The sequence below is a fragment of the Phreatobacter sp. genome (assembly GCF_016793595.1).
Classification (GTDB): domain Bacteria; phylum Pseudomonadota; class Alphaproteobacteria; order Rhizobiales; family Phreatobacteraceae; genus Phreatobacter.
The window spans coordinates 104013-123750 of record NZ_JAEULY010000003.1 but is presented as its reverse complement, the minus strand read 5'-3'; the positions used below and the strand labels follow the sequence as shown (position 1 = coordinate 123750).

Genomic DNA, 19738 nt, shown 5'->3' with positions numbered 1-19738 from the left:
GGTCAGAGCGGCACGTGCCACTCGCCGAGCGAACGCCCGCCGGCTGGTCGCGCCGAGGTCGCCTCAAGCTGGCGCAGCAGGCCATGCACGATGCGCGTGTCGGCGGCACCCGGCACATCGGCGCCGGTCTCGATGGCGAGCAGGACCCCATCGGCGGTCTCGGGGCGCACGGAGACATCGATATGCGCACTGGCATCGGCGCGCTGGACCGATCCTGCCACCTCGACCACCAGCAGGCCGAGCGGGATGGCGCGGTCGATGACCAGCGCGATGCCGTCCGGTACGGATACGGAGACCCATGGCGCACCGGCGCGCATCAGCCCCGCCAGCATGGCGGCGACTTCGTCCAGCATGGGCCGCAGCTCGACCGGCCGCATCTCGCCCTGCGCCAATGCGTGCCGGTAGGCGATGGACAGCACCTGCACCTTGGCCTCGACCTCCGACAGGACGCTGCGATGGAGGTCGCCGTGTTCGCGTCGCGCAAGGCCCAGATAGCTCTGGACCACCTGCAGGCTGTTCTTCACCCGATGATGCAGCTCGCGCACGAGATGGCGGTTCGCGCCGACGGTCGCGTTGAGGTTTTCGAGACGATCCGCCTGCTCCGCGGTCAGCCGGTTGAACGCCTCCGACACGCGCCGGATGTCTTCCGGCATGGCCGGATCGACCGGGGCCGGCTTCGGGGCCTGCGAGGTGCTGGCGACGGCGGCCGCCTCGATGCCGCGAATCCAGCGGATGATGTTGGAATCGATCGCGAGCGAATAGGCAGCGAACAGAATGGCCAGCGTGACCAGCGGGGTCAGCAGCAGCGCGATGAACTGGAGGAAGGCGGCGCGCTCGGCTGCCCGATCGAAGCGGGCGAGGATGTAGAGGTCCGGTACGGCCACCGCCTGCGCCGCGAAGGTGGCGCGGACGCCGGCGCGGCTGACGCCTTCCCAACGGGTCGTCCCGGCGCCGGTGATCTCCTCGCGCGGCAGCCAGGACGCGTCCTCCTCCGGCGCGCCTCGCGCGATGATGACCTGATCGGGGATCTGGATGAGGCCGACGACGACGCCCGGTGCTGTGGTGCCGAGGTCGAAGCTGCGGTCGAGGGTCGCGGAATCGACCAGCAGCAGAGCCTCGATCGGCTCTCCCGCGGCCGTTGCCTCCTGGCGCGCGTGAACGCCCAGAAAGCGCCTCTGCCCGATGAGGATCTGGCCGTAGCGGCTGTCGGCGAGGTCGGTGCCGGCCCAGCTCGCGACCCGCTGTCGCTGGCGGAACGAGGTCAGGATCGCGCCGAGCGTACCGGAGGTGACCTCGACGCCGCGGCTCGCCTGACAGGCGGGACGGTCGCCGACCCGGATGGAGATGAACTCGAACCCGGTCGCGTCGCCGACGATGCGGTTCGCGATCGCGTCACAGACCGACGCGGCCTCGCTCGCCTTGACCGCGGCGACGGCGGTGAGCAGCGAACGGAGGGTCTCGCGATACCAGATGCGGGTGCGGACCGCGAAACTGCCGACTGTCTGGACCTGCGCGGCCTCGATCGAGGTCAGGACCGATCGGTAGGTCAGCGTCGCCGTGACCGCCGCGATCACGGCGATCGGCAGGACAACCAGCACCATCAGCGCCAGCAGACGAGCCCGGACGGTGCGGAACGCCATGACTTTCACCGATCAGGTGCGCGCAAGATCCACTGGCGAGGCGTGGATCACGGCCGTGCTGTTGCGGTCCGGCCCGATGTCGTTGACGCTCGATATGCCGAGGAGGTCGGCAAGCCGCGCCCGCGCCCGGTTGACCCGGCTCTTGATCGTGCCGACGGCGACCCCGCAGATCTCCGCAGCCTCCTCGTAGGACAGACCGCTGGCGCCGACGAGGATCAGAACCTCGCGGTGCTCCTCCGACAGCTTGGCCAGTGCCACGCGGAAATCGGCAAGGTCGAGCGCGCTCTCCTGCTCGCCGGAAACCGCCAGCCGCTGGGCATAGGTGCCGTCGCTGTCCTGCACCTCGCGGCCGCGCTTGCGGTAGAGCGAATAATAGGTGTTCCGCAGGATGGTGAAGAGCCAGGCGCGCAGGCTGGTGCCGGGCTGGAACTTGTCGGCATTGCTCCAGGCCTTCAGCATCGTGTCCTGCACGAGATCGTCGGCCTGCTGGACCGAACCGCAAAGCGAGACGGCGAAGGCACGCAGGTTCGACAGTTCGGCGATCAGCCCCTCGCGGAAGTCATTGCTGATCATCGCGACGCTCTTTCGCTTCCAGCTCGGCCAGGAGGACGAGCAGCCGGTCGGGGATCGGCGCGCTGATCAGGTCGTCGTAATGCGCCTTGAGCGATCTGCCGATGGCGTCCTGAATCCGGGCGTCGAGAACGATGTCCTGGCCATCGTCATCGCTGTCGCGACCCTCGTTCGGTTCGGGCAAGCCACCCATCGAATTCTCCACCAGACACGTCGGCGAGGCGCTGCCGATCCAACCCAGAACGTGCCGACAATGGCATGGTTCCGTCGATTCAGAAAAATAAAATGCTTGCTTCGACAAGGGGTTCCGAGTTGCCATTGGTCGGTTGGACAGGAGTGCCAGAGATGACGATCGCTGCGGATATTGCACCGCACATCCCCTACCTCCGCCGTTTCGCCCGTGCGCTCGGCGGCAGCCAGGCGAGCGGCGATTCCTATGTCGTCACGACGCTCGAGGCGCTGGTCGCGGATCCCTCGACCTTCCCGCGCGATGTTCCCGCGCGCATCGCTCTCTACCGGATTTTCCTGAAGCTGTGGTCGTCCATGCCGGCCAACATGGCGCAGATTTCCCGCGCTCCGCTCCGGGCCGGACCCGTGGAACGCAATCTCGACGCGCTGACCCCGCGACCGCGCCAGGCCTTCCTGCTCCGCACCGTGGAGGGGTTCAGCCTGGAGGACGTGGCGCGGATCCTGGATGTGGACGTGGCTGCCGCGGAAGACCTGATCGGCCGGGCCGGCCGCGAGATCGCGGAGCAGGTGGCGACGGACGTGCTGATCATCGAGGACGAACCGATCATCGCTCTCGACATCGAGACGCTGGTCAAGGAGCTCGGCCACTCGGTCACGGGCATCGCCCGCACGCACAAGGAGGCGGTGGGGCTCGTCACCCAGCGCCGGCCGGGTCTCGTGCTCGCCGACATTCAGCTCGCCGACGGCTCGTCGGGCCTCGACGCCGTGGCCGAGATTCTGCAATCGATCGACCTGCCGGTGATCTTCATCACGGCCTATCCAGAGCGGCTGCTTACCGGATCGCGGCCGGAGCCGGCCTTCCTCATCACCAAACCGTTCCAGCCGGACGCCGTGAAGGCGGCCATCAGCCAGGCCCTGTTCTTCGGGCGGAATCCCGAGCGCCAGGTGGCGTAACCGGCACCTTCGCCATCCCGGTGCAGCGCCGTCAAAAACGATTCAGGTTTTCGCGACATGGGCTGGAACAATTCCGCCGCGGTGGCGGTTATCGTAGCGTAAGGCCGACCGTCCCGAGGGCGCTCGGCCGGTCGGAGGGTCCTCCATGATCTCATGGACGGTATCGGCCATTGCGACCGTTCTGGTCGGGACGGCAGTCTTTGGCGGCTTCCTCGCCGTGACCCCGGCCGTTCTGGACGTCGCCGTGGTTACCCTCGCGGCCAGCGGGGCGCATATGGGGATGGGGTTGCTCGAAGGCCCGGATTGAGGGCCTCCGGCTTCCACGGACAGCCGGCCGGGTCGTCCTCGACGCGGCAGCATGCACGGGAGGGTCCTCGCGGACACGGCCCGTTAAGTGCATATCGACAATATTGTCGCCGGGCGCGGATCGCACCACGGCGGACGGGTTGACGGGGGGCATGGCGAAGGCATGTCCGCGACAGACGGTAGGTGAGGCGGTATGTCGAGGCAGCGCATACTCATCGTGGAGGACGATCCGTTCATCGCGATGGATATCGAGGCGGCGGTGATCGACCATCTGGGCGACCAGACGGAGATTCTGCTGGCCGACAGCTTGCGGACGGCGAGCAGCCTGGCTGACGATCAGGTGCATCTGGCCCTGCTCGACGTCGACGTCATCGGTGGCAAGACCTTCGAAATCGCGCTGGCCCTCCATCGCAGGGGCACGCCGTTCGCTTTCGTCTCGGGCTCTCTGCCGACCGACCTGCCGCATGAACTGAATGGCGCGGCTTTCGTTCGCAAGCCCTTCCATGCGCGCGACATCCTCTCATTCGTGAAGACCGCGCTGAACCGTTCGTCGAACGACAATGCCGATCGGCCCGCCGCGGGCGACTGATCCGATCAACATGCCGGATTGCCGTGCGTATGGCAGGGCTTGAGCTCAGGCAACATCGCAGGTGCATGCATCATCCCGGGAGGTGGGGAATGGCATTCGTGCGTCCGTCGTTGTTCGCCGTGGCGCTGATCGTCGCCAGCGGTGCGGCGCTAGCCCAGCCGATAGCGTCCGAGGGAGAACGGGCCTGGGGGCGCATCGAGCAAGTGCTCACCTCGCCGCGCTGCATCAACTGCCATCCCGCATCCGACCGCCCGACGCAGACGGACGCTATGCATCCCCACCGGATGAGCGTCACGCGCGGGCCGAACAACCATGGCGCACCCGGGCTGCATTGCTCGGCCTGCCATCAGGAGCGCAACAATGCCGCGAGCGGCGTGCCGGGCGCGCCGCACTGGGGACTGGCGCCACGCTCGATGGGCTGGGTCGGCCTGTCGTCGGGCGACCTCTGCCGGCGGCTCAAGGACCCGGAGGCCAATGGAAACCGCACCGTGGCCGACCTCGTCAGGCACATGACCGAGGACGCCCTGGTGCTCTGGGCCTGGCAGCCCGGCCTCGACGGCCGTGGCGGGCAGCGCAAGCCGCCGCCGCTGACCATCGCGGAACTGGGCGAGGCACTCGGCGCATGGGCTGCCGCGGGCGCGCCCTGTCCGCAGTGACGGCATGTCTGGTTTAGGATGGTGCCCCTAGCCGGGATCGAACCAGCACTCCTTGCGGAACTCGATTTTGAGTCGAGCGCGTCTACCAATTCCGCCATAGGGGCAACGGGCGCGGACTATAGCCATGGCCTCCGGGCGGTCAACACACCCGGCTCCGCCCGCTGGTCTCACGCCTTCGGGAGTTGACTCAGGGCCTTGCCGGGGGTTTCTCGGGGGCCATGAGCGACAAGCCCGTCTTCACCACCGCGGTTGCGGTCGATCGACCGTCGGCAGCCATCGAAACGCCCAGGAAAGTGCTCCCGGAGGCTGCCAAGCGCGCGCTGGCCGAGGCGGCCGAGCGGCGCGCGGCGCTGGACGCCAAGGCAAAGGAACTCGCCGCCAATCCCGAACTGCACGGGCGCGGCGGCTCCGATCCCGTCCGCTACGACGACTGGGAAGTCGGCGGCATCGCCGTCGATTTCTGACGCCGGCTATCCGCCGCCTCACGCCTTGTTCTTGCGCTCGCGCAGTTCGGCAAAGACCTCCGCCGCCGGCCTGCCGGCCATGCCGAGCGTCGCGGCAATGGCCGCGTCATCGGCGCGCAGGAAGGGATTGGTTGCCTTTTCCCGGCCGATCGTCGTCGGCAAGGTCGGCCTGCCAGCCGCGCGCAGCGTCGCGACCTCCTCGGCGCGCGCCTTCAGGGCGGCATTGTCCGGGTCGACCGTCACGGCGAATTTCGCATTGGACGCGGTATATTCGTGGCCGCAGAAGACCTTGGTATCGTCGGGCAGGGCGCGCAGGACCTTGAGCGCCTCCCACATTTGCCCGGGCGTACCCTCGAACAGCCGCCCGCAGCCGAGCGAGAACAGCGTGTCGCCGGAGGCGAGGATCCTGTCGGCGGGGAAGTGATAGTTGATGTGCCCGACCGTGTGGCCGGGCGTGTCGATGACGTCGGCGACCAGCGAGCCGAACGTCGCCTTGCCGCCCGGAGCGACCTTCTGATCGACCAGCGGGATGCGATGCGCGTCGGCGCCGTTGGCGATGACTTCAGCGCCGGTCGCCTGCTTCACCTCGGCAATGCCCTGCACATGGTCGGCGTGATGGTGGGTGACGAGGATGTGGCTGATCGTCCAGCCCTTTTCCTTCGCCGCGGCGAGCACGGGCGCCGCCTCCGGCACGTCGACCGCAGCGGTCTTCCCCGTTGCCGGGTCGTGGATCAGCAGGCCGAAATTGTCGCTGAGGCACATGAACTGGTGGGTCTGGGCGGTCATGGCATTCTCCGGGCATTCATCAGGCGGCGTTTATCACATTGCCTGCCGCCCCCCGGCAATCCATTCTCCGGCTCAGCCGCTCCCGCTACCGCTGAAGCATCCGCTCGTGTCCGACGTCATCGACCTTCGCGTCTTCTACACCTCGCAGCTCGGCACGGTCGCGCGCCGGATGGTGAGCCGCGCCATCCGCACGCACTGGCCGTCGGCGCGCGGCATGACCACGGTGGGGCTTGGCTATTGCACGCCCTATCTCGGCCTGTTCCGCGACGAGCCGGACCGCTCGCTGGCCTTCATGCCGGCTCAGCAGGGCGTGATCCACTGGCCGACCGCGCGTCCCTGCCGCTCCGTGCTGGTTGAGGATCACATGCTGCCGTTGCCCGACGCGGCCGTCGACCGGCTCATCATCGTCCACGCGCTGGAGGTGTCCAATGACGTGCAGGCGCTGCTGGCCGAAGCCTGGCGGGTGCTGGCGGCCGGCGGCCGCGTGCTGGCGGTGGTGCCGAACCGCAGGGGGCTATGGGCGCAGCGCGACAACACGCCGTTCGGGCAGGGGCGGCCCTATTCGGCGCGCCAGCTCACCGAGCTGATGCGCCAGTCCTCGTTCACCCCGGTCGCCTGGAGCCAGGCGCTGTGGGTGCCGCCGCTGAAGAAATCGCTGATCCTCGGCTCGGCGATCGCCTGGGAGCGGATGGGCTCGGCGCTGTCGCTGCCCTTTGCCGGGGTTCATCTGGTCGAGGCGACCAAGCAGGTCTATCGGCCCGCGGCGGTCCGGCGCGAGGACAGCGTCCGCATCTTCCGGCCGGTGCTTCAGCCGACGCCCGCCGCGCGCGAGCAGACCGTGATGCGGCATCCCGGAGTGTCGCCGTGACGGATGGTGCGCAAGCCCCCGCCGGGCCACGGAGCTTCGGTCGGCGGCTCGCGCGCATCGCCGCCGTGCCGCTGGTTCTCGCGCTGGTCGTCTATGCGAGCTTTCAGGTCAGCCCCTGGCCGGGGGCGATGCTGGTTCGCGTGGTGTTCGGCATCGGCGATGCACGCACCGTCGCGGCGCTGCAAAAACACGTGCCCGCCGGTGTCGTCGCCCATATCGATGTCGCCTACGACCCGGGCGATCCCGATGGCCGGCTGGACATCTATCACCCGCCGGAGGGCACCGCGCCGCTGACCACCATCGTCTGGATCCACGGCGGCGGCTGGGTGTCGGGCGACAAGGCGCAGATCGGCCCCTATGCGCGCATTCTGGCGGCGCGCGGCTTCACGGTTGTATCGGTGCAGTATTCCATCGCTCCGGAGGCGCGCTATCCAACGCCAGTGCGTCAGGCGATGGTGGCGCTGGCCTATCTGACCGCGCGGGCGGCCGCCTATCGCATCGACCCCGACCGCATCGTTCTGGCGGGCGATTCGGCCGGCGCGCAGATCGCGGCGCAGACGGCAGCCATTGCGAGTTCGCCGGACTATGCGCGGGCGGTCGATATCACGCCGGGCATCGAGCGTCGCCAGATCATCGGCACGCTGCTGTTCTGCGGCGGCTACGACATCGATGCCGCGCGCGGGGGCGGGATCGGTGGCTGGTTCGTGCACACCGTTCTGTGGGCCTATAGCGGCCGGAAGGACTTCCTGTCCGACCCGGTCTTCCGGCGGATGGACGTCACGGACCACCTGACCGCCGCCTTCCCGCCCGCGTTCATCTCGGCCGGCAACGGCGATCCGCTAGCGCCCCAGTCAGTGGCGCTGGCAAGGCGGCTGGAGGGGCTGGGCGTGCGGGTGGACCGGCTGTTCTTCGCGGCTGACCACAAGCCGGCCCTGCCGCACGAATATCAGTTCAACCTGGACGATGCGGATGGGCGGATGGCGCTGGAGCGCGCCGTCGCCTTCCTGAAGGGGCTCTGAGCCGGAATCTCCGAGCCCTCAGCGTCCCGGCAGCTTGGACTTCAGCACGAAGAGCAGTTCGGCGATCTCCTCGTCGGAGAGCAGCGACACGCGCCGCGCCAGCAGATTGGCGAGTTCGGTCGCCTGCGGCGACAGGCCGGACGTGTCGATGACGATGCGTGGATGGGAGATCTCGGCGAGCTTCGCCAGTTCCTCTGCGTCATCCCAGATGATGCCGAAATAGGCGATGATGCGCTGGACGAGATACCAGCTCGGGCGGCCGCGCTTGCCGTGTTCCAGCGCCGAGAGATAGGCGGCGGAAACGCCGATGGCCTCTGCCATGGCGGTGAGGGTGGCGCCCTTCGCCTCGCGCAGGCTCCTTACGCGGGCGCCGAACGGCGTCATGCCCGCTTCGCCTCGACGATGGCGAGGGCGGCGGCAAAGGCCTCCTCGATGCCGAGCTGCGTCGTGTCGAGGATGGTCGCGTCGGCGGCGACCATGAGCGGCGCGTCGGCGCGGGCGGAATCGCGGGCGTCGCGCTTCTCGATATCGGCGAGCACGGCGCGGTAGTCGGCATCGCTATCGGTCAGTTCTCCGCGCGCCACGAGTTCGTGGAAGCGGCGGCGGGCGCGCTCCTCGGAACTTGCCGTGACGAACAGCTTGGCCCCGGCATCAGGGGCGATCACCGTGCCGATATCGCGCCCGTCGAGCACCGCGCCGCCCGGCTGGCCGGCGAAGCGACGTTGCAGATCGAGGAGGGCCTTGCGCACCGGGCCATGCGCTGCGACGACGGAAGCGGCCTCGCCGGTTTCGCGGGTGCGCAGGCGCTCCGCGTTGAGATCAGCAATGTCGAGATGGTCCGCGATGGTCGCGGCAATCTCGACATTGTCGAGCGGAAAGCCGCGGTCGAGCATGATCCGCCCGACGCCCCGGTAAAGGAGGCCGGTGTCGAGATGCGGCAGGCCGTAATGCGCGGCGATGCGCTTCGCCAGCGTGCCCTTGCCGGAGGCGGCCGGACCGTCAATGGCGACGATCACGAGAAATCCGCCCCAAGGCCGCGCATCAGGCCGGTGAAGTCCGGGAACGAGGTGGCGATGAACGCCGTATCGTCGACGGTCATCGGCTGCGTCGTGCCGAGGCCCATGACGAGGAAGCTCATGGCGATGCGGTGGTCCATGTGGGTCTCCACCGTGCCGCCGCCCGGCACCTTGCCGTTGCCGGCGACGATCAGGTCGTCACCCTCGATCGTGTGATCGACGCCGGCCGCCGCGAGCCCGGCCGCCACTGCGGCCAGGCGGTCGGATTCCTTCACCCGCAGTTCGTGCAGGCCGCGCATGCGCGTCGGCCCCTCGGCGAAGGCGGCCGCGACCGCGAGGACCGGATATTCGTCGATCATCGAGGGCGCGCGATGCGCCGGCACATCGACGCCGGTCAGCTTCGAGCCGCGCACGCGCAGGTCGGCGACATCCTCACCGGACTCGACGCGCGCGTTGAGGATCTCGATCTCCGCGCCCATCTCGACCAGCGTGGTGAACAGGCCGGTGCGCAGCGGGTTCATCATCACGCCGGTAATGGTCACGTCCGAGCCCGGCACGATGGCGGCGGCAACCATCGGGAAGGCGGCGGAGGAGGGGTCGGCCGGCACGACCACGGGGGCCGGCTTCAGTTCCGGTTGCCCCACGAGGTCGATGCGCCAGCCATGCTCGCCATGCGGCGTCACTGTCACCTCGGCGCCGAAATGGGTCAGCATCCGCTCGGTATGGTCGCGCGTCGCCTCCTTCTCGATGACGGTGGTGACGCCCGGCGTGTTGAGGCCGGCGAGCAGCACCGCCGACTTCACCTGCGCGGAGGCGACCGGCGATTCGTAGACAACGGGAACCGCGTCCTTCGGGCCCTGCGTGGTGATCGGCAGGCGGCCGCCCTCGGCCTGGGAGACGACGGTGAGGCCGAACAGTTCCAGCGGGTCGAGCGCGCGGCGCATGGGGCGCTTCCTGAGCGAGGCGTCGCCATCGAAGGTCGCGCGGATCGGGTGGGCGCCGACGACGCCCATCATCAGCCGGCAGCCGGTGCCGGAATTGCCGAAGTCGAGAGGCTCCGCCGGCTGGACAAGCCCGCCGACACCGACGCCATGGACCGTCCAGGCGCCCGGGCCGGTCTGCTCGACCCTTGCGCCGAGCGCCCGGCAGACCTTCGCGGTGTTGATCACGTCCTCGCCCTCGAGCAGGCCGGTGATGGTGGTCCTGCCCACGGTGAGCAGGCCGAACATCAGCGCGCGGTGCGAGATGGACTTGTCGCCGGGCACCTGCACGGTGCCGGTGAGGGCCGCTCCGCGCCGGGCGGTCAACGGAGTCCTGGTTGCCGATGTGCTCACTGCGCCTCGCCCATTCTCGATAAAACTCTCAAGCTGCGCTCTATCCCGCGCCGCAAGCCTCTTGACAAGCGGGGGCTGTGCGTCCAACTGACCGCCTTCCAGACACAGTCCGACTGCTCTTCAAGGAGTCCGCACGTGGCGAGACCCGAACTCGGCGTGAAGCGTATCTGCCCCACGACCGGCAAGAAATTCTACGACCTGAACCGCGACCCCATTGTGTCGCCCTACACGGGCGAGGTGTTGCAGCGCGCGATGTTCGAGCCGGCCCGCCGCGGTTCGTCGGCGGCCGCGGCCGCCGCGGCCAAGGCCGCGCCGAAGCCGAACGACGAGGAAGCCGAACTCGAGGTGGAAGACGCCGAGCTCGTCAGCCTCGAAGAGGCCGACCAGGAAGAATCGGCGCCGGCCAAGGGCGCCCCGGTCGATGACGACGTGGATGTCGAGGTCGAGGACGCCGGCGACGACGATGACGACACTTTCCTCGAGGAAGACGAGGACGAGGACGGCGGTGACGTCTCCGACCTGATCGGCGATGCCGGCGACGACGACGACGAGCAGTAAGCTGCGCTGCCGGAGCGGGCCTCCGTTCCGGCGCCTCTTGCCGGCCACCTCTTGCGGAACGGCGCGCCAGGGCGTATGTGAGGCGCGACTTCAGTCACATACACCCTCATCGATGGCTATCGTGAGAGTGGGTTCCTCCGGGGGCCCGCTCTTTTTGCATCGGCCGCCGCGAGGGCTCAATCTTCGGAGCGCCGATTGACCGCGGAAGACCCGCGCCTGACCCAGGATACGCGTCTCATCGTCGAGACCGGCATGGCCGCGCGCGTCGCCGCCATCGTCGAACCCGTGCTCGAGGGCCTCGGCTTCAGGCTGGTGCGCGTGCGCCTGTCGGGCTCGCAGACCGGCGGCTCGACCTTGCAGATCATGGCCGAGCGGCCGGACGGCACCTTCACCATCGACGATTGCGAGGCGGCCAGCCGCGCGCTGTCGCCGGTGCTCGACGTCGAGGATCCGATCGTCGCCGCCTACAATCTTGAGATTTCCTCGCCGGGGATCGACCGGCCGCTGGTTCGCCCCAGCGATTTCGACCGCTGGGCCGGCTACGAGACGAAGGTCGAGATGGCCGTGGCGCAGGGCGGCCGCAAGCGCTTTCGCGGCTTCGTGCTCGGTTCGGAAGGCACCAAGGCCAGGCTCAAGCGCACCGACGCCAAGGCCGACGAGCCGGCCGAGGTGCTGCTACCCATCGAGGAGATCGGCGAGGCGCACCTCGTCCTGACCGACGACCTCATCCGCGAGGCGTTGCGTCGGGCCAAAGCCGCCGGCCGCGCCATGGACGACGAGGACGAGGAATTCGACGAGGACGGCGAGGATGCCGTCGAAGACGCACCCGAGACCGACGATGTCGTGCTCGTTCGTCCCGCGACACCGCGCCCCGTCCGGGCCGATGCCGCGCCGAAGAAGATGAAGACCCATCCGCACCCGGGCCGGAAAGCCGGCGGGGGGCAAGGCCCGAAGCCGAAAGGCCCCGGCCGTTTCGCCAAACCAAAACCGACCCGCTAGAGGGGAGATAGTCATGGCCGTCTCGGCTAACCGCCTGGAACTGCTGCAGATCGCGGATGCGGTCGCGCGCGAGAAGCAGATCGACCGCCAGATCGTGCTTGAGGCGATGGAAGACGCCATCCAGAAGGCCGCGCGCTCGCGCTACGGCCAGGAGACCGAGGTGCGCGCCGAGATCAACCCGAAATCGGGCGAGATCCGGCTGTCGCGCCTGCTTCAGGTGGTCGACGAGATCGAGAATATCGCGACGCAGATCGCCACCGAGGAAGCCCGGCGCAAGAACCCGGCGGCCCAGCCCGGCGACTGGATCGCCGAGACGCTGCCGCCCTTCGATTTCGGCCGCATCGCCGCACAGTCGGCCAAGCAGGTGATCGTGCAGAAGGTCCGTGAGGCCGAGCGCGACCGCCAGTTCGACGAGTACAAGGACCGCGTCGGCGAGATCGTCTCCGGCCTCGTCAAGCGCGTCGAATACGGCAACGTGGTCGTCGATCTCGGTCGCGGCGAGGCGATTGTCCGCCGCGACGAGCTGATCCCGCGCGAACTGTTCCGCAACGGCGATCGCGTGCGGGCCTATCTGTTCGACGTGCGCCGCGAACAGCGCGGGCCCCAGATCTTCCTGTCCCGCACCCATCCGCAGTTCATGGCCAAGCTGTTCGGCCAGGAAGTGCCGGAAATCTATGACGGCATCGTCGAGATCAAGGCGGTGGCCCGCGATCCCGGCTCGCGCGCCAAGATCGCCGTCGTGTCGCGCGATTCGTCGATCGACCCGGTCGGCGCCTGCGTCGGCATGCGCGGTTCGCGCGTGCAGGCGGTGGTCGCGGAACTGCAGGGCGAGAAGGTCGATATCATTCCGTGGAACCCTGATATCGCGACCTTCGTCGTCAATGCGCTGGCTCCCGCCGAGGTCGCCAAGGTTGTGCTCGACGAGGATCGCGAGCGCATCGAGGTCGTCGTGCCCGATCCGCAGCTCTCCCTGGCCATCGGCCGCCGCGGCCAGAACGTGCGCCTCGCATCGCAGCTCACCGGCTGGGACATCGACATCCTCACCGAGCAGGAAGAGTCCGAGCGCCGTCAGGCCGAGTTCGAGGCCCGCACCAAGCTGTTCATGGGCGCGCTCGACGTCGACGAGGTGGTCGGCCAGCTTCTGACCTCGGAAGGCTTCCGCACGGTCGAGGAAGTCGCCTATGTCGAGATGTCGGACCTCGCCTCCATCGAGGGCTTCGACGAGGACACCGCGCAGGAGCTGCAGCGCCGCGCCCAGGACTATATCGCCCGGATCGAGGCCGAGCACGACGCCAGGCGCAAGGAACTCGGCGTCGCCGACGACCTGCGCGAGGTCGAGGGCATGACCACCGCCATGATGGTCAAGCTCGGCGAGAACGACGTGAAGTCGCTGGAGGATTTCGCCGGCTGCATTCCGGACGATCTCGTCGGCTGGTCGGAGCGCAAGGACGGCCAGACCACCAAGCATGCCGGCTTCCTCGACGGTTTCGAGCTGTCGAAGGACGAGGCCGAGGCGATGATCATGCAGGCCCGCGTCAAGGCGGGCTGGATCGAGGCGCCGGCCGAGGCGCCGGAAGAGCAGCACGAGGAGGCCGGGGCCTGAGCTCCGGACATGGAACGGGATGACGGCGGCAGGCGAGGACGCGCTTGAGCTGACTTTGGACGGTGGGCCCCTCGCGGGGCGCGCCGGCTCCGAGCGCACGTGCATCCTCAACCGCGCCGCCGGCTCGCCCGAGGGTCTGCTGCGCTTCGTGGTCGGGCCGGACGGGACGGTCGTCCCGGACCTCAAGGCCCGCCTGCCGGGCCGGGGGGCATGGGTCACCGCGACCCGTGCCGCTGTCGCGGAGGTGGTCAGGCGCAAGCTGTTCGCCCGCGCGTTCAAACGCGAGGTTCAGACGCCCGCGGACCTCGCCGATCTTGTGGAGCGGCTCCTGGATGCCCAGATGACGGCCTCCCTGTCGCTCGCCAACAAGGCTGGCGTGGTGATCGCCGGTTTCGCCAAGGTCGAGGCCGCGATCGTCGGCGAGGACGTGGTGGGGCTCATTCACGCGTCCGACGGCGGCGATGACGGCGTCCGCAAGCTCGGCCAGAGCCTGCGCCGCCGCTTCGGCGAGGAGGCTGCCAGCGTGCCACGGGTGACGCTGTTCACCTCGCTGCAATTGGATTTGGCATTGGGGCGCATGAATGTGATACATGCTGCGCTGCTCGCCGGCGGGCCCGGCAAGAATTTTCTCGCGCGCTGTACGGCCCTCGAGGTTTTTCGCACCGGCGACATGGCCGGGCGACGACCCCCGGCTCCCGTCAACGAGCCGAAACACTGAATTCCCAAGGACCAGCCGATAGGCGCAGGACCAGACCGTATGACCGATGAGAAGACCCCCGGCGACAAGACGATCAGCCTGACGGGCAAGACCCTCAGCCTGAAGAAGCCGGCCGGACCCGAGCACAGCATGGTTCGCCAGAGCTTCAGCCACGGCCGCACCAAGACGGTGGTGGTGGAGAAGGTCTCGGCGAAGCCGCGCTCCTTCGCGCCCCAGCGCCCCGCGGCGCCGGCCGCGCCGCCGCCTGCGGCCGAGAAGCCGCGTCCCGCTGCACCGGCCGCCGCTCCCGCCGCCCCGAAGGCGCCGGCTCCCGGCATGATCCTCAGGACGCTCTCGGAAGACGAGCGCGAGGCGCGCGATCGCGTCCTGGCCGAAGCGCGCACGCGCGAAGCCGAGGAGCGCAAGGTCGCCGAGGTGGAATCCCGCCGCCGCGCCGAGGAGGATGCCCGCCGCGCCGCCGAGCGCTCCGAGCAGGAGCGCCGCCAGCGCGAGGAAGACGATCGCCATCGCCGCGACGAGGAAGCCCGCCGCCGTTCGGAGTTCGAAGCCCGCCGCCGGTTCGGCGACGACAACCGGCCGCGCAGCCTCGACGATATCGGCCGCGCGCCCCGCCAGGATGCCCCCGCCGAGGCAGAAGCCCGCCAGCCCGCCGAGGCTCAGGCCCAGCCGCGCGAGGCGCGCTCCTTTGGTGACCGTCCGCCGCGCGAAGGCGGCTTCGGTGGCCCGCGTGGCGACCGTCCGCAGGGCGATCGCCCCTACGGCGACCGTCCGCCGCGTTCCGACCGTCCCTACGGTGACCGTCCGCCGCGTGAAGGCGGCTTCGGCGGCCCGCGTGGCGACCGTCCGCCGGGCGACCGTCCGTTCGGTGACCGCCCGCCGCGCCCGCAGGGGGATCGTCCCTATGGCGACCGTCCGCCGCGCCCGCCGGGCGACCGCCCCTACGGCGACCGCCCGCCGCGTCCGCCGGGCGACCGTCCGTTCGGTGACCGTCCGCCGCGCGAGGGTGGCTTCGGCGCCCGCGACGGCCGCCCGCCGCGCCTCGACGGCCCGCGCCCGCCGCGCCCCTTCGGCGCGGGTGCCGGTGCCGCCGCCAGCGCTATCCCGACCCGCCCGGAAGGCGCCGGCCCGATGCGTTCGGGCCCGCCGTCGGCTGGCCGCCCGCGTCCGGGCGGCGACGATGATGACGGGCCGCGCGGCGTTCGCCGTGGCCCCGGCGGCAAGGTTGCCACGCCCGCGGCACGTCCGGAGCGTCCGACCGGCGATGCGCCGAGCCGCACCCGCCTGACGCTGACCAACGCGCTGGAGGATTCGTCCGACCGCATGCGTTCGGAAGCCTCGTTCCGCCGCCGCGTGCAGCGCATGACCGGCCGTCGCCAGACGGAGCAGAAAGAAAAGATCATGCGCGAGGTGACGATCCCCGAGACGATCACCATCGCGGATCTCGCCAACCGCATGTCGGAGCGCGCCGTCGACATCATCCGCATGCTGATGAAGCAGGGCGCGATGCACAAGATCACCGACGTGATCGATGCCGACACCGCCCAGCTGATCGCAGAGGAGCTCGGCCACACGGTTCGCCGCGTCGCCGAATCCGACGTCGAGGAAGGCCTGTTCGACCTGCCCGATCCGGAAGAAATGCTGGAGCCGCGCGCGCCGGTCGTGACCATCATGGGCCACGTCGACCACGGCAAGACCTCGCTGCTCGACGCCCTGCGCAAGACCAACGTGGTCTCGGGCGAGGCCGGCGGCATCACCCAGCATATCGGCGCCTATCAGGTGACGTCGCCGCTCGGCGGCCTCATCACCTTCATCGACACGCCCGGCCACGCCGCGTTCACCGCCATGCGCGCCCGCGGTGCCAGGGTGACGGACATCGTCGTGCTGGTGGTGGCGGCGAACGACTCGGTCATGCCGCAGACGGTCGAGGCCATCAATCACGCCAAGGCCGCCAAGGTCCCGATGATCGTGGCGATCAACAAGATCGACCTGCCCGACGCGCGTCCCGAGAAGGTCAAGACCGACCTGCTTCAGTACGAGGTGCAGGTGGAAAGCCTCGGCGGCGATGTCATCGAGGTCGAACTGTCGGCCAAGACCGGCGAAAACCTGGACAAGCTGCTGGAGCTGATCCAGCTGCAGGCCGAGGTTCTCGAGCTGAAGGCCAACCCGAACCGCTTCGCGGAAGGCACGGTCATCGAGGCCAAGCTGGATCGCGGCCGCGGTCCGGTCGCCACCGTGCTGATCCAGCGCGGCACCATGCATCCCGGCGACATCGTCGTGGCAGGCGCCGAGTGGGGCCGCGTGCGCGCGCTCGTGTCCGACAAGGGCGAGACGCTCGATCACGCCGGGCCTTCCGCGCCGGTCGAGGTGCTCGGTTTCAACGGCACGCCCGAGGCCGGCGACCGCGTCGCGGTGGTCGAGACCGAGGCGCGCGCCCGCGAGATCACCGACTACCGCCAGAACCTCAAGCGCGAGAAGGCCGCCGCCCGTCTCGGCGCCGGCCGTTCGTCGCTCGCCGACATGATGAGCCAGCTCAAGGCTGGCGCGGGCAAGAAGGAATTCCCGCTGATCATCAAGGGCGACGTGCAGGGCTCCGTGGAAGCCATTGTCGGCGCGCTCGGCAAGCTCGGCAATGACGAGGTCGCGGCACGCGTCATCCTGTCGGGTGTCGGCGGCATCACCGAGAGCGACGTGGGCCTCGCCCAGACGTCGGGCGCGGTGATCATCGGCTTCAACACGCGCGCCCACAAGGAAGCGCGCGCGGCAGCCGAACAGGCGGATATCGAGATCCGCTACTATAATATCATCTACGACCTGGTGGACGACATCAAAGCCGCCATGTCCGGCCTGCTCGCGCCCGAACTGCGCGAGACCATGCTGGGCAATGCCGAGATCCTGGAGGTGTTCAACATCACCAAGGTCGGCAAGGTGGCCGGTTGCCGCGTCACCGACGGCCGCGTGGAGCGCGGCGCCAATGTGCGCCTCATCCGCGACAGCGTCGTGGTCCACGAGGGCAAGCTCTCGACGCTCAAGCGCTTCAAGGACGAGGTCAAGGAAGTTCAGGTCGGCCAGGAATGCGGCATGGCCTTCGAGAGCTACCAGGACATGCGCGCCGGCGACGTGATCGAGTGCTACCGGGTCGAGGAGATCAAGCGCTCGCTCTGAGCTGCGCCGCACGGCGAAACAAAAAAGGCGGCCCTCGGGCCGCCTTTTCGTTTTCGGGCGGCAGGCCAGTGCCTGCGCGCCGTCTCGATGGAAGTCTGTCAGACGACCTTCAGGCTGATCTCGCCGAGGCCGTCCACCGCCGCCACCATGGTCTGGCCGCGCGTCACCGCGCCGACGCCGTCCGGCGTGCCGGAGAAGATCACGTCGCCCGGGCAGACCTCGAAATAGGTCGACAGGAAGGAGATCTGTTCGGCCACCGACCAGATCATGTCGGCAAGGTCGGCCTTCTGCTTCACCACGCCGTCGACGGTCAGCGAGATCGGGCCCTTCAGCTTGTGGCCGACCTGGCTGGCCGGATAGATCGGGCCGACGGGACCGGAGAAGTCGGCGGACTTGCCGAGCTCCCACGGGCGCTTCAGCGCCTTGGCCTCGTCCTGCAGGTCGCGGCGGGTCATGTCGAGGCCGACGGCATAGCCGAACACGCAGTCCAGCGCCTTCTCGACCGGAATGTCCTTGCCGCCGCCGGAGAGAGCGACGACCATTTCCAGCTCGAAATGGTAGTTCGACGTCTTGGTCGGGTAGGGGTGGTCGATCGTCTTGCCATGCGGCACCGGCTGCAGCGCGTCGGCGGTCTTGTTGAAGAAGAACGGCGGCTCGCGGGTCGGGTCGCCGCCCATTTCGCGCGCATGCGCGGCGTAGTTGCGGCCGACGCAATAGACGCGGCGCACGGGGAACAGCTGGTCCGTGCCGACGACGGGCAGGGCAGGGCGGGCGGCGGGCTCGAAGACGAAGGACAAGGGGCAAGGCTCCGGTGCGACAGGACGCGCGGTTGCCAGAACCGCTGCGCGGTGGTCATGAAGACGCGCGCAAGCTAAACTGCTGCGACGAATTGTCCATGGCTCAGAGGCTCATGACGCATACCGAAAAGAGGCACCTGCCGCCGCTCGTCAAGCTGGCGCTGGAGATGGGGCCGCTGGTCATCTTCTTCCTGACCAATTCCTACGGCGACCGCTGGTTCGGCGTCGATGCGACGCAGCGCCTGTTTCTGGCGACCGGCATCTTCATTGCCGCGGTGCTCGTCTCGCTCGCCGTGACCTGGACGCTGGTGCGCAAGCTTCCCGTCATGCCGCTGGTCTCGGCCGTGGTCGTGACCATTTTCGGCGGCTTGACGCTGGTGCTGCACGACGAATTGTTCATCAAGCTGAAGCCGACCATCGTCAACACGCTGTTCGGCGCGGTGCTGGTCTGGGCGGCCGCCACCGGCCGCAACGTCTTGAAGCTGGTGCTGGACTCGGTCTTCGACCTGACCGACGAAGGCTGGCGGCAGCTGACCTGGCGCTGGGCCTTCTTCTTCTTCGTGCTGGCGGCGTTGAACGAGATCGTCTGGCGCACGCAGACGACGGATTTCTGGGTGGCTTTCAAGGTCTGGGGCATCATGCCGCTGACCATGGCCTTCGCGCTCGCGCAGATGCCGCTGATCCTGCGGCACGACGCCAGCGCAGAGGACGGCAAGACCTCTTGAGCGACCGACCCTCTTGACCCGCCGCCTGTTCAATCTCGCCATCGGGGCGCTCGCCGCGGCGAGCCTCGTTCTCGCGATCTGGCCCGAACTCGACCTTGCCGCCACGCGCTGGTTCTGGCGCGAGGGCGAGGGCTTCTGGCTGACATCGCACGGCTGGGCTGCCTTCCTCAGGCGGGTGAGCATGTGGCCGACCATCGCGCTGGGCATCGCCGCCATGGTCTCGCTGGTCCAGCACATCGCCTTTCCGGCGACGCGGCAGTTCATGCGCGCCCGCGCGGCGCTGTTCCTGTTCCTGACCGTCATGGCCGCGCCGGTCATTCTGGTGAACGGCATCCTCAAGGAGCAGTGGGAGCGCGGCCGGCCGGTCCACGTCACCCAGTTCGGCGGCTCCGGCACCTTCACGCCGTGGTGGCGGCCGGGCGACGGCATGACCTGCCGCACCAATTGCTCGTTCATCTCGGGCGAGGCTTCCGGAGCGGCCTGGCTCGCGGCTCCCGCCTTGCTGGCGCCGCCAGCCGCCCGCCCCGCCGCGCTGGCGGCGGTCGCCGTCTATACGGCGGTCATCTCGGGGCTCAGGATCGCCTTCGGCGGACATTTCCTTTCCGACACGCTGCTGGCGATCCTCGCCACGCTCGTCATCGTCGCGTCAGCGCATTACTGGCTGGTCCGCCGGCCGGGGGCGGCCAGCGAAACCGTGGTCGCCGAGCGCCTCGCCCGTATCGGCGAGCCGTTGCGCGCGCTTTTCGGCCGGCAAGGCTGACCGGCGGCGCGAGGCATTTGACCTG

Annotated in this window: 22 protein-coding genes and 1 tRNA gene; 14 read left to right on the top strand and 9 right to left on the bottom strand. The window is 68.9% G+C overall.

Annotated elements, in window-relative coordinates; all coding sequences use genetic code 11:
• Positions 1-2: 2 nt before the first annotated feature.
• From JNK84_RS03445 to JNK84_RS03435, 3 genes are read right to left on the bottom strand one after another with little or no spacing between them, the layout of a single operon-like run.
• Positions 3-1640: a sensor histidine kinase gene (locus JNK84_RS03445; RefSeq protein ID WP_293420589.1), complete on the bottom strand. Its 1638-nt coding sequence runs from the start codon at positions 1638-1640 to the stop codon at positions 3-5.
• 12 nt (positions 1641-1652) lie between these two features.
• Positions 1653-2213 (bottom strand): sigma-70 family RNA polymerase sigma factor, encoded by a 561-nt coding sequence (locus JNK84_RS03440; RefSeq protein ID WP_293420587.1) that lies wholly within the window; start codon positions 2211-2213, stop codon positions 1653-1655.
• Entirely contained in the window at positions 2200-2403 is a 204-nt protein-coding gene (locus JNK84_RS03435; RefSeq protein WP_293420585.1) for a NepR family anti-sigma factor, read from the bottom strand. The genes JNK84_RS03440 and JNK84_RS03435 overlap by 14 nt, the downstream gene beginning before the upstream one ends.
• Before the next feature lie 152 nt (positions 2404-2555).
• Between JNK84_RS03435 and JNK84_RS03430 the strand changes: the two genes are divergently transcribed.
• The 4 genes from JNK84_RS03430 (at position 2556) to JNK84_RS03415 (ending at position 4904) form a co-directional block, all read left to right on the top strand.
• The gene (locus JNK84_RS03430) at positions 2556-3353 is read left to right on the top strand and encodes a response regulator (RefSeq protein ID WP_293420583.1); all 798 of its coding nucleotides are present in this window, start codon (positions 2556-2558) and stop codon (positions 3351-3353) included.
• Positions 3354-3498: 145 nt separating this feature from the next.
• Entirely contained in the window at positions 3499-3660 is a 162-nt protein-coding gene (locus JNK84_RS03425) for a hypothetical protein (RefSeq protein WP_293420581.1), read from the top strand.
• Positions 3661-3852: 192 nt separating this feature from the next.
• Entirely contained in the window at positions 3853-4248 is a 396-nt protein-coding gene (locus JNK84_RS03420) for a response regulator (protein ID WP_293420579.1), read from the top strand.
• A gap of 89 nt (positions 4249-4337) precedes the next feature.
• Positions 4338-4904, top strand: coding sequence for a hypothetical protein (locus JNK84_RS03415; RefSeq protein ID WP_293420577.1), 567 nt, complete (start codon positions 4338-4340; stop codon positions 4902-4904).
• 19 nt (positions 4905-4923) lie between these two features.
• Here the strand turns inward: JNK84_RS03415 and JNK84_RS03410 are convergent.
• Positions 4924-5008, bottom strand: a tRNA-Leu gene (locus JNK84_RS03410).
• Between the two features lie 114 nt (positions 5009-5122).
• Here JNK84_RS03410 and JNK84_RS03405 point away from each other — a divergent pair.
• Entirely contained in the window at positions 5123-5368 is a 246-nt protein-coding gene (locus tag JNK84_RS03405; RefSeq protein ID WP_293420575.1) for a DUF1674 domain-containing protein, read from the top strand.
• 18 nt (positions 5369-5386) lie between these two features.
• Here the strand turns inward: JNK84_RS03405 and gloB are convergent, their stop codons facing one another.
• Positions 5387-6154, bottom strand: a complete 768-nt coding sequence (gene gloB, locus JNK84_RS03400) for a hydroxyacylglutathione hydrolase (protein ID WP_293420573.1) — start codon at positions 6152-6154, stop codon at positions 5387-5389.
• A 106-nt stretch (positions 6155-6260) separates the two neighbouring features.
• Between gloB and JNK84_RS03395 the strand changes: the two genes are divergently transcribed.
• Together JNK84_RS03395 and JNK84_RS03390 are read left to right on the top strand one after the other, a co-directional pair.
• A complete protein-coding gene (locus JNK84_RS03395) occupies positions 6261-7022 on the top strand; it encodes a class I SAM-dependent methyltransferase (protein ID WP_293420571.1) in 762 nt (253 codons plus the stop codon).
• Positions 7019-8041, top strand: a complete 1023-nt coding sequence (locus tag JNK84_RS03390) for an alpha/beta hydrolase (RefSeq protein ID WP_293420569.1) — start codon at positions 7019-7021, stop codon at positions 8039-8041. Before JNK84_RS03395 ends, JNK84_RS03390 begins: the two co-directional genes overlap by 4 nt.
• Positions 8042-8059: 18 nt before the next feature.
• On the opposite strand, the gene JNK84_RS03385 is transcribed toward JNK84_RS03390, so the two are convergent.
• Genes JNK84_RS03385 through aroA form a run of 3 tightly spaced genes read right to left on the bottom strand, consistent with a single transcriptional unit; the run spans position 8060 to position 10391 of the window.
• Complete coding sequence (locus JNK84_RS03385; RefSeq protein ID WP_293420567.1) at positions 8060-8425, bottom strand: helix-turn-helix domain-containing protein; 366 nt, start codon at positions 8423-8425, stop codon at positions 8060-8062.
• Complete coding sequence (gene cmk, locus JNK84_RS03380) at positions 8422-9057, bottom strand: (d)CMP kinase (protein ID WP_293420565.1); 636 nt, start codon at positions 9055-9057, stop codon at positions 8422-8424. The genes JNK84_RS03385 and cmk overlap by 4 nt, the downstream gene beginning before the upstream one ends.
• A complete protein-coding gene (gene aroA / locus JNK84_RS03375; protein ID WP_293420563.1) occupies positions 9054-10391 on the bottom strand; it encodes a 3-phosphoshikimate 1-carboxyvinyltransferase in 1338 nt (445 codons plus the stop codon). The genes cmk and aroA overlap by 4 nt, the downstream gene beginning before the upstream one ends.
• Before the next feature lie 135 nt (positions 10392-10526).
• Between aroA and JNK84_RS03370 the strand changes: the two genes are divergently transcribed.
• The 5 genes from JNK84_RS03370 (at position 10527) to infB (ending at position 17431) form a co-directional block, all read left to right on the top strand.
• Positions 10527-10949: a TIGR02300 family protein gene (locus tag JNK84_RS03370; protein WP_293420561.1), complete on the top strand. Its 423-nt coding sequence runs from the start codon at positions 10527-10529 to the stop codon at positions 10947-10949.
• Between the two features lie 252 nt (positions 10950-11201).
• Positions 11202-11948, top strand: a complete 747-nt coding sequence (rimP, locus tag JNK84_RS03365) for a ribosome maturation factor RimP (RefSeq protein WP_293420793.1) — start codon at positions 11202-11204, stop codon at positions 11946-11948.
• A gap of 13 nt (positions 11949-11961) precedes the next feature.
• The gene (gene nusA / locus JNK84_RS03360; protein WP_293420559.1) at positions 11962-13551 is read left to right on the top strand and encodes a transcription termination factor NusA; all 1590 of its coding nucleotides are present in this window, start codon (positions 11962-11964) and stop codon (positions 13549-13551) included.
• A gap of 19 nt (positions 13552-13570) precedes the next feature.
• On the top strand, positions 13571-14269 hold the full coding sequence (locus JNK84_RS03355) for an RNA-binding protein (protein ID WP_293420557.1): 699 nt from the start codon (positions 13571-13573) through the stop codon (positions 14267-14269).
• A gap of 39 nt (positions 14270-14308) precedes the next feature.
• Positions 14309-17431 carry a translation initiation factor IF-2 gene (infB, locus tag JNK84_RS03350; RefSeq protein ID WP_293420555.1) on the top strand — a complete coding sequence of 1041 codons (3123 nt, stop codon included), beginning with the start codon at positions 14309-14311 and terminating at the stop codon, positions 17429-17431.
• Between the two features lie 98 nt (positions 17432-17529).
• Here the strand turns inward: infB and JNK84_RS03345 are convergent, their stop codons facing one another.
• Positions 17530-18228, bottom strand: a complete 699-nt coding sequence (locus tag JNK84_RS03345) for a fumarylacetoacetate hydrolase family protein (protein WP_293420553.1) — start codon at positions 18226-18228, stop codon at positions 17530-17532.
• A 98-nt stretch (positions 18229-18326) separates the two neighbouring features.
• Here JNK84_RS03345 and JNK84_RS03340 point away from each other — a divergent pair, with 98 nt between their 5' ends.
• Together JNK84_RS03340 and JNK84_RS03335 are read left to right on the top strand one after the other, a co-directional pair.
• Positions 18327-18953: a septation protein A gene (locus JNK84_RS03340; protein ID WP_293420551.1), complete on the top strand. Its 627-nt coding sequence runs from the start codon at positions 18327-18329 to the stop codon at positions 18951-18953.
• A 13-nt stretch (positions 18954-18966) separates the two neighbouring features.
• A complete protein-coding gene (locus tag JNK84_RS03335; protein WP_293420549.1) occupies positions 18967-19713 on the top strand; it encodes a phosphatase PAP2 family protein in 747 nt (248 codons plus the stop codon).
• The last annotated feature ends 25 nt before the right edge of the window (positions 19714-19738 follow it).

Bases quoted from the DNA above. Each gene is read 5' to 3' on its own strand.
- JNK84_RS03425 (WP_293420581.1), top strand. From the start codon at position 3,499: ATGATCTCATGGACGGTATCGGCCATTGCGACCGTTCTGGTCGGGACG.
- rimP (WP_293420793.1), top strand. From the start codon at position 11,202: ATGGCCGCGCGCGTCGCCGCCATCGTCGAACCCGTGCTCGAGGGCCTC.
- JNK84_RS03440 (WP_293420587.1), bottom strand. From the start codon at position 2,213: ATGATCAGCAATGACTTCCGCGAGGGGCTGATCGCCGAACTGTCGAAC.
- infB (WP_293420555.1), top strand. From the start codon at position 14,309: ATGACCGATGAGAAGACCCCCGGCGACAAGACGATCAGCCTGACGGGC.
- JNK84_RS03355 (WP_293420557.1), top strand. From the start codon at position 13,571: ATGACGGCGGCAGGCGAGGACGCGCTTGAGCTGACTTTGGACGGTGGG.
- JNK84_RS03435 (WP_293420585.1), bottom strand. From the start codon at position 2,403: ATGGGTGGCTTGCCCGAACCGAACGAGGGTCGCGACAGCGATGACGAT.
- gloB (WP_293420573.1), bottom strand. From the start codon at position 6,154: ATGACCGCCCAGACCCACCAGTTCATGTGCCTCAGCGACAATTTCGGC.
- JNK84_RS03340 (WP_293420551.1), top strand. From the start codon at position 18,327: ATGGCTCAGAGGCTCATGACGCATACCGAAAAGAGGCACCTGCCGCCG.
- JNK84_RS03420 (WP_293420579.1), top strand. From the start codon at position 3,853: ATGTCGAGGCAGCGCATACTCATCGTGGAGGACGATCCGTTCATCGCG.
- JNK84_RS03445 (WP_293420589.1), bottom strand. From the start codon at position 1,640: ATGGCGTTCCGCACCGTCCGGGCTCGTCTGCTGGCGCTGATGGTGCTG.
- JNK84_RS03385 (WP_293420567.1), bottom strand. From the start codon at position 8,425: ATGACGCCGTTCGGCGCCCGCGTAAGGAGCCTGCGCGAGGCGAAGGGC.
- JNK84_RS03405 (WP_293420575.1), top strand. From the start codon at position 5,123: ATGAGCGACAAGCCCGTCTTCACCACCGCGGTTGCGGTCGATCGACCG.
- nusA (WP_293420559.1), top strand. From the start codon at position 11,962: ATGGCCGTCTCGGCTAACCGCCTGGAACTGCTGCAGATCGCGGATGCG.
- JNK84_RS03415 (WP_293420577.1), top strand. From the start codon at position 4,338: ATGGCATTCGTGCGTCCGTCGTTGTTCGCCGTGGCGCTGATCGTCGCC.
- JNK84_RS03430 (WP_293420583.1), top strand. From the start codon at position 2,556: ATGACGATCGCTGCGGATATTGCACCGCACATCCCCTACCTCCGCCGT.